Here is a 12,354-nt window from a genome sequence, read left to right as displayed (position 1 = left end):
GAATGTCCAAGGAAAACCCCAGCGATGTGATCCGCGCGAAAGACGTCAACGTTTTCGATCGCTGGGCCTTACCGAGCTTCGACCCTCTGGGTGCGGCACCGGAAGACCCAGAGATTGGCGAGGAGCCGGTTGAAGACGAGGACTTGTCACGCAGCGAAGACGTGCCGATCGAGGAAGTCAAACCTCTGACGCTCGACGAGCTCGAGGCCATTCGTCAGGAGGCTTACAACGAAGGTTTCAGTACGGGCGAAAAGGATGGCTTTCACGCCGGTCAGCTCAAGGCCAGGCAAGAAGCCGAGGCGGCTCTGAACCCCAAGCTGGAGAGCTTGGAAAAGCTGATGACGCAGCTGCTCGAACCCATCGCCGATCAGGATCGAAACCTCGAACACGCGATGGTCACACTGGTCAGCCAACTGGCGCGCGAAGTGATTCAGCGCGATCTGCTGGTCGACTCCAGCCAGATCCGCCAGGTGCTGCGCGAAGCGCTCAAGCTGTTGCCCATGGGGGCCAGCAACGTGCGCATCTACATCAACCCGCAGGATTTCGACTTGGTCAAAGCGCTGCGCGAGCGCCACGAAGAGACCTGGCGCATTGTAGAAGACAGTGATCTGCTGCCGGGTGGTTGCCGGATCGAGACCGAACAGAGCCGTATCGACGCGAGTGTCGAAACGCGCCTGGGCCAGGCGATCAGTCAGCTATTCGAACAGCAGCGGGAAAACGCCACCAGCCCGCCCGAGGCTGACCTGCATCTTGATCTCGGCTCGGGTGCGGAGCCAGCCGATGCGCCTTGAACGAACCAGCTTCGCCAAGCGCTTTGAAACCTACGGCGAGGCGATCAAGCTGCCCAGCCAACCGATCCTCGAGGGTCGGTTGTTGCGTATGGTCGGGCTGACGCTGGAAGCCGAAGGCCTGCGTGCTGCGGTCGGCAGCCGCTGCCTGGTGATCAACGAAGACAGCTACCATCCGACCCAGGTCGAAGCCGAGGTGATGGGGTTTTCCGGTGGCAAGCTTTACCTGATGCCGGTCGGCAGCCTAGCGGGCATCGCCCCCGGCGCGCGCGTGGTGCCCTTGGCCAATACTGGGCGTCTACCCATGGGGACGTCGATGCTAGGGCGCGTGCTGGACGGTGCTGGCCGTGCACTGGACGGCAAGGGCGGAATGAAAGCCGAGGACTGGGTCCCCATGGACGGCCCGGTGATCAACCCACTCAAGCGCCACCCCATCAGCGAGCCGCTGGATGTCGGGATCCGCAGCATCAACGGCTTGCTAACCGTCGGCCGCGGGCAGCGCCTGGGGCTGTTCGCCGGCACCGGCGTGGGTAAGTCCGTCCTGCTCGGCATGATGACGCGCTTCACCGAGGCCGACATCATCGTCGTCGGGCTCATCGGCGAACGGGGCCGGGAAGTAAAAGAGTTCATTGAGAACATTCTCACCGAAGAAAGCATCAAGCGTTCGGTTGTCGTCGCCTCGCCGGCGGATGACGCGCCCTTGATGCGCTTGCGAGCCGCCATGTACTGCACGCGCATCGCCGAGTATTTCCGCGACAAGGGCAAGAACGTCCTGCTGCTGATGGACTCGCTGACCCGCTTCGCCCAGGCACAGCGCGAGATCGCCCTGGCCATTGGCGAGCCGCCTGCGACAAAGGGTTATCCACCATCGGTGTTCGCCAAGCTGCCCAGCCTGGTGGAGCGCGCCGGCAATGCGGAAGAGGGCGGCGGCTCGATTACGGCGTTCTACACCGTCTTGTCGGAGGGCGACGATCAGCAGGACCCGATCGCCGACGCCGCGCGAGGGGTGTTGGACGGCCATTTTGTGTTGTCTCGCCGGTTGGCGGAGGAGGGGCATTACCCCGCCATCGACATCGAGGCCTCAATCAGCCGGGTCATGCCGCAGGTGGTCAGCGCTGAACATATGCGCAATGCCCAGCGCTTCAAACAGCTCTGGTCGCGTTTTCAGCAGAGCCGCGATCTGATCAGCGTCGGCGCGTACGTGCCGGGAGGCGATCCGGAAACCGACCTCGCCATCGCCCGACAGGCGGAGATGGTTCGCTACCTTCGGCAGGGTCTGGACGAAGCCGAGCATTTGGCCCAGAGCGAAGCGCTGCTGGCCAACGTATTCAATCCCAAGGCCGCAGGCTAATCCTTGCCAGCCAGCCGAGCGGCGCGCCTGGCGCCGGTGATCGATATGGCCGAGCGTGCCGAGCGAGAGGCCGCTAAGCTATTTGGCCAAGGCCAGACGCAAGTTGCCCAGGCCGAAGCCAAGCTGGGCGAGTTACGGCAATACTTCGCCGATTACCAGCAGCAGTGGATGGCTCAAGGCAGCCAGGGCGTGTCCGGCCAATGGCTGATGAACTACCAACGTTTTCTCTCCCAACTCGAATCCGCCATCGGGCAGCAGCAGCGCAGCCTGGATTGGCATCGCAACAACCTCGACAAGCTGCGCGAACAATGGCAGCAGCGACGAGCGCGGCTCGACGGACTGCGCAGACTGGTCGAGCGTTATCTGCAAGAGGCAAGGACCGCGGCGGACAAGCGAGAGCAAAAACTGCTGGACGAATTTTCCCAGCGACTCTCGAGTCGCCCTAAACAGGATTGAGGCTTGCTGCGCTGGGCTTAGGGTGCTAAATCTTCATCAGCTTCTTTACATTAGCGCGGTTGGAATTGAAGCTGCAGGCCGTGGACGTGGCGCCATGCTGCGCGTCGGCACCAACCCCAGCAATAACGACAGCCGTGGCGAAAGGCCACGACCTCGTTCGGATCAGGAGTGCTAGATGACCATCAGTTCACAGCTATCGGCAGATGGACAGGAGCTGACCATAACGATTCGAGGGCGCTTCGATTTCAACACGCACCAGGCATTTCGCGATGCCTATCAATGCGCTGGGAGTTCGCCCCGACGCTATGTGGTCGACCTCAACGGCGCGATCTATCTCGACAGTTCTGCCCTTGGGATGTTGTTACTGTTGCGCGATCATGCGGGCAGCGATAAGGCCGATATCCGCCTGATCAATTGCAATCCTGACGTCCGCAAAGTCCTTTCGGTTTCCAACTTCGAACAACTGTTCGCGATCGCCTGATGCCACGTCGGCTCTCCATACTCATTGCCGAGGATGGTGCGGCTGATCGCATGCTGTTGGCGGCTATCGTCCGCCGCCAGGGCCATCACGTGGTGACCGCCGCCAATGGCGCCGAAGCGGTGGAGCTGTTCGAGCGCGAGCGCCCACAGCTGGTATTGATGGATGCATTGATGCCGGTGATGGACGGCTTCGAAGCGGCACAACAGATCAAGCAATTGGCTGGCAATGAGCTGGTGCCAATCATCTTTCTTACTTCGTTGACCGAAAACGAAGCGCTGGTTCGCTGCCTCGAGGCGGGCGGCGATGACTTTATCGCCAAGCCCTACAACCCGATCATTCTGGAGGCGAAGATCCAGGCCATGCATCGCTTGCGCCGACTGCAAGCGACGGTGCTGGAGCAGCGTGATCTGATCGGCCGCCGCAATCAGCAATTGCTCGACGAGCAGCGCGCGGCCAAGGCCATTTTCGACAAGGTCGCTCACGCCGGCTGTCTTAACGCGCCCAACATCCGTTATCGACAATCCCCTCGGGCGCTGTTCAATGGCGACCTGCTGCTCGCTGCCCAAGCGCCGGCCGGCAGGATGTTCGTGCTACTCGGTGACTTCACCGGCCATGGTTTGCCGGCCGCGATCGGCGCCATGCCGCTGGCGGAAACTTTTTACGGAATGACCGCCAAGGGCTACTCGAGTAATCAGATCCTTCGCGATATCAACGCCAAGCTAAAGCTGATCCTGCCGGTCGAGATGTTTTGCTGCGCCACTTTTCTCGACATCAACCTCGAGCAAGGAATCTTGCGGGTGTGGAACGGTGGCTTGCCAGACGGTTATCTGATCAAGGCCGTGGACGGCGCACGGTTGCCCTTGCGGTCCAGGCATTTGCCGCTAGGGGTACGAGAGGCGACGTCATTCGATGACACCTTCGAGACACTGCCTTTGGCGCTGGGTGATCGCCTGCTGTTGCTGTCGGACGGTTTGCTGGAGAGTTGCAACGCCGATGATCAGCTGTTCGGCGAGCAACGGCTGCTATCCGTGCTGGAGTCCAACTCCGACCCCGCGACGCTGTTCGACGACATTCAGGAGGCGTTGCATGCCTTCCATGGTCAAATACTTGACGACCTGAGCTTGGTTGAAGTGAGCATGATCGGTGAGCCGGGGGCGGTTGCGCCTCATCCGCTCCATGTTTACCCACTCGGAAGCCGAGAGCTGCGCCCGAGAGATTGGTCGACTTGCTTCGAACTACGACCCGGCAGCCTGCGCTCGGCTGACCCATTGCCGATGGCGATGCAGCTTTTGCTGCAGATTTCGCCTCTGCGGTACCGTGTCGGCACCATTTTTACGGTGTTGACTGAGCTTTATGCCAACGCGGTGGAGCATGGGGTGTTGTTGCTCGATTCGTCCATCAAGGCTGACGCGGAAGGCTTTGCCAGCTATTACCGGGAACGCCAGCGGCGGCTGGACGCACTTGACGAAGGCTTCGTGTCTATCGAGTTTACCGTCAAGTCTGAAGGGGCCAAGGGCTACCTGCGCATCGCTGTTCGCGACAGCGGACCGGGCTTCGATGTGCAGCGTGCATTGAACCAGCAATACCGCAGCGAATACCTGGGAGGGCGAGGACTACGCATGATTCGCCAGTTAAGCGAGCGATTTTATTGGCAGCCCGATGGCAAGGTGCTCAACGTGGAGTTTCACTGGTCCGGTCATGCATAATCCGCCGTTTACCGCCAGGAGCATCTCCGTGGCCGAACATCTCGACACCAGCGTGCTGGTTACCCTTCAGGAAGTGATGGAGGCGGAGTACCCGGTGCTGCTGGACACCTTTCTCGTCGATTCCGAAGAGCGACTGCGGCTGTTGCAGGCGGCCTGTCGGAGCGGCGAAGCAGAGAGCTTGCGTCAGGCTGCGCACAGTTTCAAAGGTAGCTGCAGCAACATGGGCGCCGCGCTGCTGGCAGAACTTTGTCGTGAGATGGAGGAATCCGCCAGGCGCGACCAACTGGATGAGGCGCCGGTCCTGATTGAGCGCATCGAACGGGAATTTGCCATTGTGCGCATTCTCTATCGCGCCGAACGCCAGCGTTGGGGAGGACCTGGCTAACAGGAACCTTTTCTCTGCAGTCCCGCAGGGGTCGCGACGCTGCCGCTGAACCTTCATTCGCCACCGAGTGGCCCGGAGTTTGCTTGAGCATGAGCACGTCTCCATCCTCAGCGGAAAGATCCATGGCCGTTTCCCCCGATCTGTTGCTCAATATCAAGGCCCCGACCGCCGCCGCCAAGGCAGCGAACACATCCCCCAAGCCGGCCCAACAATCCAGTCGTGACGAGGCCTCCAGCTTCGCTAACGTCTACGCGAAAGAGCGCCAGGGTAAGCCTGCCGAGGCGCAAAACGCGGCGGCGAAGCCGGCCCGGGACAAGCCGACTAGCGAGGAGCCGAGTCAGGAAACCGACAAGGCAAGCGGCACCGAAAAGCCGGCAACGGCCGAAACCGGCAATGACTTGCCTGCCAGCCTCGAGACGGTCGATGACAGCGTGCCGAACCCCGAGGCCGAGCTTGATCCGCTGTTGCTGTTCGGCATGGGCGGGCAGGGTACGGTCAGCGAGGCGCCGCCCGTCGACGAACTGCCGCTGCCAGACAACGAGTTACTGGTTGGCCTGGCACAGCCGGTTGTGGCTGCCGAGAGTCTCGAGGCAGAAGGCGAGACGGTACTGGCAGGGCAACGTACGCTGGAGCTTCAGTCGGCGACCCAGAAAAGCCCTGTCATGACTTCCGTCTTGGTTGAGGAAGGCGCGAGCGATGCGCAAGAAACCCTCCCCGCGGCTCTGCTTGAAGGCGAGGCCCTGGTCGACGAGAGCGAAGATCGCTCGCTGGAGGAAGGTTTCGGTGAACTGCTCGAGAAGTTGGACGCGTCGAAGGATAGTCGCCCAAGCGCCAGCGGAGAGGCGGCACTCAACCGGCTCAACCCATTGACTCAGGCGCTTGCTCAGCAGAATCAGACCCAGCAACTGCAGCGGCCTACGATGGTGCCAGGACAACCTGTGCAGATGCAGCAGACCGGCTGGAGCGAAGCCGTGGTCGATCGGGTGATGTGGTTGTCCAGCCAGAACCTTAAGTCGGCCGAAATTCAGCTTGATCCGGCCGAGCTGGGCCGCATGGAGGTTCGTATCGACATGACCAAGGATCAAACCCAGGTGACCTTCCTCAGCCCGCATGCAGCCGTACGCGATGCGCTGGAAGGGCAGATGCAGCGGCTGCGCGATATGTTCACTCAGCAGGGAATGACGATGGACGTGAACGTCTCTGACCAGTCCCGAGGTTGGCGCGGTGACGGCGGCGGCGAATCGCGTGATCGTGGCGCCGCCGGTGTATCGACTGCAGGGGATGATGAGGTCGTTCAGGGCAGCATGGAGATCAGCTCCGCGCGTACCGGTGGCGATCGCGGCTTGGTGGATTACTACGCGTGACCGTAACGTGCTGACAGGAACCGGGCTTTGCGCCCGGTTTTTTTTGCTCACGGCAACCTGAGTCTCCTGCTATTCGTCTACAAAAGACGGACGCGCCATGGCAATCGTTTACGCTGCCTGTTCGCTAGCCGATACTTTGGCACAGCAGTTGCTCGCTTCCTTAATGAGGCGAGTGAAAACACTTGTAATGACGGATATTTGGCATGGCAAAGAAACAAGGACCTCCGGACGTTCCGAGTCCTGCGGCTGCGACCGAAGGAAAGGGCAAACTCAAGCTGATCATTCTGATTGTCTTAGGATTGCTGTTGGCCGTCGGGGTGTCGGTGGGCGCTACCTTGTACTTCATGTCTCAAGGCGAGGCAGACAAGCCGGCGGACGATGCTGCCAGCGAGGATGCTGCGCCCCAGCGCCAAGCGGCAATCTACGAAGTGCTGGCGCCGGCTTTCATTGTCAACTTCACCAATGCAGGTGGGCGCCAGCGCTACATGCAAGTCAGCGTTGCGCTGATGTCGCGTGATCAGGCGGCGCTCGACGGAATAAAGGAACACATGCCCCTGTTACGCAATCAATTGGTCATGTTGTTCTCCAGTCAGGACTTCGCCAGCCTGGCGACGCCTGTCGGCCAAGAGATGCTGCGGCAGCAGGCGACCGCCAGCGTGCAGGAGCTGGCGCAGAAGGAAATCGGCAAGCTCGCGATCGAGCAAGTCCTGTTCACCAACTTCGTATTGCAATAGGGGTCGTTTCAGATGGCTGTTCAAGACCTGCTCTCGCAAGACGAGATCGACGCGCTCCTGCATGGAGTCGATGACGGTCTGGTCGATACCGAAAGCGATTCCGAACCGGGCAGCATCAAGAGTTACGACCTGACCAGCCAGGACCGGATCGTCCGTGGGCGCATGCCTACCCTGGAAATGATCAACGAACGTTTTGCCCGCTACACACGCATCAGCATGTTCAACCTGCTGCGCCGTTCGGCAGACGTATCAGTAGGCGGTGTGCAGGTGATGAAGTTTGGCGAGTACATTCACTCGCTGTATGTGCCGACCAGCCTCAATCTGGTGAAGATCAAGCCGCTGCGCGGAACGTCACTGTTCATCCTCGACGCCAAGCTGGTGTTCAAGCTGGTGGATAACTTCTTTGGAGGTGACGGGCGCCATGCAAAGATCGAGGGCCGTGAATTCACGCCCACCGAGCTGCGTGTGGTGCGCATGGTTCTGGACCAGGCATTCGTCGATCTGAAGGAAGCCTGGCACGCGGTACTCGACGTCAATTTCGAATACGTGCATTCGGAAGTGAATCCGGCGTTGGCCAACATCGTCAGCCCCAGCGAAGTGGTGGTCGTGTCGACGTTCCATATCGAGCTCGAGAGTGGCGGTGGCGATCTTCACATCACCATGCCGTACTCGATGATCGAGCCGATCCGCGAAATGCTCGATGCCGGTTTCCAATCCGATGTAAGCGATCAGGACGAGCGCTGGGTAAACGCGCTGCGCGAGGACGTCCTCGATGTGAGCGTGCCGCTCAGTGCGACGGTGGTGCGGCGTCAGCTCAAGCTGCGCGAGATTCTCAATATGCAGCCGGGCGATGTCATCCCGGTGGAAATGCCGGAAGACATGATCATGCGTGCCAATGGCATGCCGGCTTTCAAGGTCAAGCTGGGTGCGCACAAGGGCAACCTGGCACTGCAAGTGCTCGAATCCGTATTGCGACCACGTTGATTCAGTCTTTATTCAATTACCCGCCGGTCGAGGATTAGCGATGGCAGACGAACACGAAAACACTTCCCCCGAGGAGCAGGCGCTGGCCGACGAGTGGGCTTCGGCACTGGCCGAGGCCGGTGACGCCAATCAGGATGATATCGATGCCATGCTGAACCAGGGCCCGGCGGCAGCGCCGGCGCCGCCTCGTGCGCCGCTGGAGGAGTTTGGTAGCAGCCCGAAGTCGGCTGCTGTGCCCGCAGGACTCGAAGGGCCGAACCTGGACGTCATTCTGGATATCCCGGTGTCGATCTCGATGGAGGTCGGCAGTACCGAAATCAGCATTCGCAACCTGTTGCAGCTCAATCAGGGTTCGGTGGTCGAGCTCGACCGCCTGGCCGGCGAGCCGCTGGATGTGCTGGTCAACGGCACGCTGATTGCTCACGGCGAAGTGGTGGTGGTGAACGAAAAGTTTGGCATTCGTCTGACTGACGTGATCAGTCCGAGCGAACGCATCAAGAAGTTGCGCTGACATGCGGTTCCTGGCGCTCCCCTCGCTGTTACTGGCTTTGCCAGCGGTGGCCGCTGAGCCCGCAGCAAGCATGAGCAGCACTGGCATGGGCACACAGATGACCAAGTTGCTGCTTGGGCTGCTGCTGGTGATCGGCCTGATCTTTCTGCTTGCCTGGTTACTTCGCCGGATGCAGCAGCTGAACCCGCGCAGCAACCAGGCGATCAAGCTGATTTCCAGCCACGCGCTGGGCCCTCGCGAGCGGCTAGTGCTGGTGCAGGTCGGCAGTGAACAAGTGCTGCTCGGCCTGAGCGCCGGTCGGATCACCCCACTGCATGTGCTTGAGGAACCGGTACACCTACCGGATGCCGAGCCCGCCAACCCGGAGTTTGCCCAGCGCCTGATGGAGCTGCTCGGGCGGGACCATAAGGACAAGCCCTGATGCTTCGATTGTTGTTGGCGGCCCTGTTGATTCTGGCCGCCCCGTTCGCCGTGGGCCAGGATGCGGGTGGTTTGATCGCGCAGGGAGACAACCCTCTGTCGATACCGGCCATTACCCTAAGCACGGACGCCCAAGGACAGCAGGAATATTCGGTCAGCCTGCAGATTCTGCTGATCATGACAGCGCTGAGTTTCATCCCTGCGTTCGTCATGCTGATGACCAGTTTCACCCGCATCATCATTGTCTTTTCGATCTTGCGTCAGGCGCTGGGCCTGCAGCAGACACCGTCGAACCAGATCCTGGTGGGCCTCACCATTTTTCTGACGTTGTTCATCATGGCGCCGGTATTCGAGCGCATTAACAACGAGGCGGTGCAGCCCTATCTAAACCAGCAGCTATCTGCGCCAGAGGCGATTTCACGGGCCGAGGTGCCGTTGAAGAACTTCATGCTCGCGCAGACCCGCGAAAGCGATCTGGAGCTGTTCGTGCGGCTGTCGCGCCGGACCGATATTCAGACCCCTGACGCGGCGCCGCTGACCATCCTGGTTCCGGCATTCGTGACCTCCGAACTGAAAACCGCGTTCCAGATCGGCTTCATGATCTTTATCCCGTTCCTGATCATCGACATGGTGGTCGCCAGCGTGCTGATGGCGATGGGCATGATGATGCTCTCGCCGCTGATCATCTCGCTGCCGTTCAAGATCATGCTGTTCGTGCTGGTCGATGGCTGGGGTTTGATCATCGGTACGCTGGCCAGCAGTTTCGGCACGCTCTAGGGCCTATACGGAGACACGCATGACACCCGAAGTCGCGGTTGACCTGTTTCGTGAGGCCCTCTGGATGACCGCCATGATCGTCGGCGTGCTGGTCGTGCCCAGTCTGCTGGTCGGCCTCGTGGTGGCGATGTTTCAGGCGGCTACCCAGATCAACGAACAAACCCTGAGTTTTCTGCCGCGCCTGTTGGTCATGCTGTTAACGCTGATCTGGGCCGGGCCTTGGCTGGTTCGAGAGCTGATGGAGTACACCCAGGGGCTGGTCCAGAACATTCCGCTGATCATCGGTTGATCGTGATGATCCATACCTCGCGCAAGGTGCGCGCCCGTGCTTGAACTCAGCGATGCCCAGATCGGCGCCTGGGTCGGGCAGTTTCTGCTGCCGTTGTTTCGCATTGCGGCACTGCTGATGAGCATGCCGATCATCGGTACCCAGCTGGTGCCGATGCGGGTTCGGCTCTATCTGGCGGTCGCGATTGCGGTCGTCCTCGTGCCTGGGCTGCCAGCAGTGCCGATGGTGGACGCGTTGAGCGGGCAGGCGCTGGTGCTAATTGCGGAGCAGATCCTGATCGGGGTGATGCTGGGCTTTGTGCTTCAGCTGTTCTTTCAGGTGTTCATCGTTTCCGGACAGCTGCTTGCCATGCAAATGGGTCTGGGCTTTGCGTCGATGATCGATCCGGCTAATGGTGTTTCGGTGCCGGTGATCGGCCAGTTCTTCAATATGCTGGTGATTCTGCTGTTCTTCGCGATGAATGGGCACCTGGTGGTGCTGGAAATCCTCACCGAAAGCTTCGTTACCCTGCCGATCGGCGGCTGGCTGGTTGGCACCAACCATTTCTGGGAAGTGGCCGGCAAGCTTGGCTGGGTGCTCGGCGCCGGCCTGTTGTTGGTACTGCCAGCAATCACGGCACTGCTTGTGGTCAACCTGGCGTTCGGCCTGATGACCCGCGCTGCACCGCAGCTGAACATTTTTTCGATTGGTTTTCCGCTGACGCTGGTGCTCGGCTTGATCATCGTCTGGATCGGCATGGCCGACATTCTTGCCCAATACCAGACCTTCGTCAGCGAAGCGCTGGCGATGCTGCGCGAATTGATCGGTCTACGCTGATGCTGATTCGTTCCTTAATGCTGGCGGAGGCCGTACATGGCTGAGAGCGAAAGCGGTGCCGATAAAAGCGAGGAACCCACGGAGAAACGCATCCGTGAGTCCCGTGAGAAAGGCCAGCTGGCCCGCTCTCGTGAATTGAACACCGTGGCGGTGACGTTGGGTGGTATTGGCGGTTTATTGGCGTCTGGTGGCAGCCTGGCCGGCAGCCTGATGGCCATCATGCAGGGCAGCTTCGAACTCAGCCGCGAAACCCTGCTGGACGAAGGCTCCATGGTGAGGCTGTTGATGGGCAGCGGCATGATTGCGCTGGAAGCCATCATGCCGCTGCTGATCGTGCTGCTGCTCGTCTCGATCATCGGCCCGATTTCGCTGGGTGGCTGGCTTTTTTCAGCCAAGGCGATGGCGCCCAAGTTCAGCCGTATGAACCCCGGGCCGGGCCTTAAACGGATGTTCTCGACCAAAGCGCTGGTCGAGCTGCTAAAGGCGCTGGGTAAGTTTGTCGTGGTGCTGATGGTGGCGCTTGCCGTACTCAGTGCCTATCAGGACGATCTGCTGTCGATCGCCAAACAGCCATTGGATCTGGCCATCATGCACAGTGTCGAGGTGGTGGGATGGTGTGCACTGTGGATGGCCTGCGGGCTGATTCTGATTGCCGCGGTGGATGTCCCTTTCCAGCTTTGGGACAACAAGCAGAAGCTGATGATGACCAAGCAGGAGGTGCGCGACGAGTACAAAGACAGCGAGGGTAAGCCCGAAGTCAAATCGCGGATTCGGCAGCTGCAACGTGATGCCGCTCAACGCCGGATGATGCAGGCCGTCCCTGACGCCGATGTGGTTATCACCAACCCGACCCACTTCGCCGTAGCGCTGAAATACGACGGCAGCAAAGGCGGGGCGCCGATGCTCGTGGCCAAGGGTGGGGATTTCGTCGCTTTGAAAATCCGCGAAATTGCCAACGAGCATAAGGTGACGGTGCTCGAATCCCCTGCTCTGGCCCGAGCGGTGTACTACTCAACCGAACTCGACCGGGAAATTCCAGCGGGGCTGTACCTAGCTGTGGCCCAGGTACTGGCGTACGTGTATCAGCTACGCCAGTACCGCTCCGGCAAGGGCAAGCGGCCAGATCCGTTGAGCAGCCTGCCGATTCCGCCAGACTTGCGCCGCGATGAATGATCGAGTGGAAGTGCGCTCTCTCTATGAAGTTTGATGTTTCGAGGTTTGAAACGTTGGAACGTTGGAACGTTGGGCGTGGGTGCCTTCCGGTAGGTTAGTCCGCCGTCGCCTCCGTGTTC

Annotated in this window: 15 protein-coding genes; all 15 read left to right on the top strand. The window is 60.3% G+C overall.

From position 1 onward, the window contains the following. The first annotated feature begins 2 nt into the window (after positions 1-2). The 15 genes from fliH to flhB all read left to right on the top strand — a co-directional run bounded on the left by fliH (position 3) and on the right by flhB (position 12,235). Positions 3-791, top strand: a complete 789-nt coding sequence (gene fliH / locus ACQKIK_RS12185; protein WP_045425722.1) for a flagellar assembly protein FliH — start codon at positions 3-5, stop codon at positions 789-791. After that, positions 781-2,139 carry a flagellar protein export ATPase FliI gene (gene fliI / locus ACQKIK_RS12180; RefSeq protein ID WP_046162305.1) on the top strand — a complete coding sequence of 453 codons (1,359 nt, stop codon included), beginning with the start codon at positions 781-783 and terminating at the stop codon, positions 2,137-2,139. Before fliH ends, fliI begins: the two co-directional genes overlap by 11 nt. Positions 2,140-2,142: 3 nt before the next feature. Further along, positions 2,143-2,595, top strand: coding sequence for a flagellar export protein FliJ (gene fliJ / locus ACQKIK_RS12175; protein WP_081262942.1), 453 nt, complete (start codon positions 2,143-2,145; stop codon positions 2,593-2,595). Positions 2,596-2,770: 175 nt separating this feature from the next. After that, positions 2,771-3,076 (top strand): STAS domain-containing protein, encoded by a 306-nt coding sequence (locus ACQKIK_RS12170; protein WP_499136118.1) that lies wholly within the window; start codon positions 2,771-2,773, stop codon positions 3,074-3,076. Continuing rightward, complete coding sequence (locus ACQKIK_RS12165) at positions 3,076-4,782, top strand: SpoIIE family protein phosphatase (protein ID WP_499136117.1); 1,707 nt, start codon at positions 3,076-3,078, stop codon at positions 4,780-4,782. Before ACQKIK_RS12170 ends, ACQKIK_RS12165 begins: the two co-directional genes overlap by 1 nt. 76 nt (positions 4,783-4,858) lie before the next feature. Further along, a complete protein-coding gene (locus ACQKIK_RS12160) occupies positions 4,859-5,167 on the top strand; it encodes an Hpt domain-containing protein (RefSeq protein ID WP_413818239.1) in 309 nt (102 codons plus the stop codon). A gap of 122 nt (positions 5,168-5,289) precedes the next feature. Further along, positions 5,290-6,531, top strand: a complete 1,242-nt coding sequence (locus tag ACQKIK_RS12155) for a flagellar hook-length control protein FliK (RefSeq protein WP_499136116.1) — start codon at positions 5,290-5,292, stop codon at positions 6,529-6,531. A 203-nt stretch (positions 6,532-6,734) separates the two neighbouring features. After that, a complete protein-coding gene (gene fliL / locus ACQKIK_RS12150; RefSeq protein ID WP_499136115.1) occupies positions 6,735-7,265 on the top strand; it encodes a flagellar basal body-associated protein FliL in 531 nt (176 codons plus the stop codon). A gap of 12 nt (positions 7,266-7,277) precedes the next feature. Beyond that, on the top strand, positions 7,278-8,249 hold the full coding sequence (fliM, locus tag ACQKIK_RS12145) for a flagellar motor switch protein FliM (RefSeq protein ID WP_045425739.1): 972 nt from the start codon (positions 7,278-7,280) through the stop codon (positions 8,247-8,249). A gap of 40 nt (positions 8,250-8,289) precedes the next feature. After that, positions 8,290-8,760 (top strand): flagellar motor switch protein FliN, encoded by a 471-nt coding sequence (gene fliN / locus ACQKIK_RS12140; RefSeq protein ID WP_045425742.1) that lies wholly within the window; start codon positions 8,290-8,292, stop codon positions 8,758-8,760. A gap of 1 nt (position 8,761) precedes the next feature. Beyond that, the gene (gene fliO, locus ACQKIK_RS12135) at positions 8,762-9,181 is read left to right on the top strand and encodes a flagellar biosynthetic protein FliO (protein ID WP_046162299.1); all 420 of its coding nucleotides are present in this window, start codon (positions 8,762-8,764) and stop codon (positions 9,179-9,181) included. After that, positions 9,181-9,957 carry a flagellar type III secretion system pore protein FliP gene (fliP, locus tag ACQKIK_RS12130; RefSeq protein WP_045425746.1) on the top strand — a complete coding sequence of 259 codons (777 nt, stop codon included), beginning with the start codon at positions 9,181-9,183 and terminating at the stop codon, positions 9,955-9,957. Before fliO ends, fliP begins: the two co-directional genes overlap by 1 nt. 19 nt (positions 9,958-9,976) lie before the next feature. Then, positions 9,977-10,246, top strand: coding sequence for a flagellar biosynthesis protein FliQ (gene fliQ, locus ACQKIK_RS12125; protein ID WP_045425749.1), 270 nt, complete (start codon positions 9,977-9,979; stop codon positions 10,244-10,246). A gap of 36 nt (positions 10,247-10,282) precedes the next feature. After that, the gene (gene fliR / locus ACQKIK_RS12120) at positions 10,283-11,062 is read left to right on the top strand and encodes a flagellar biosynthetic protein FliR (RefSeq protein WP_045425751.1); all 780 of its coding nucleotides are present in this window, start codon (positions 10,283-10,285) and stop codon (positions 11,060-11,062) included. Between the two features lie 36 nt (positions 11,063-11,098). After that, on the top strand, positions 11,099-12,235 hold the full coding sequence (flhB, locus tag ACQKIK_RS12115) for a flagellar biosynthesis protein FlhB (RefSeq protein WP_045425754.1): 1,137 nt from the start codon (positions 11,099-11,101) through the stop codon (positions 12,233-12,235). Positions 12,236-12,354: the final 119 nt, after the last annotated feature.

Source organism: Pseudomonas sp. NPDC047961 (genome assembly GCF_050272435.1).
Classification (GTDB): Bacteria; Pseudomonadota; Gammaproteobacteria; order Pseudomonadales; family Pseudomonadaceae; genus Stutzerimonas.
The sequence above is the reverse complement of the archived record's forward strand: the minus strand, read 5'-3'. Positions and strand labels throughout refer to the sequence as shown.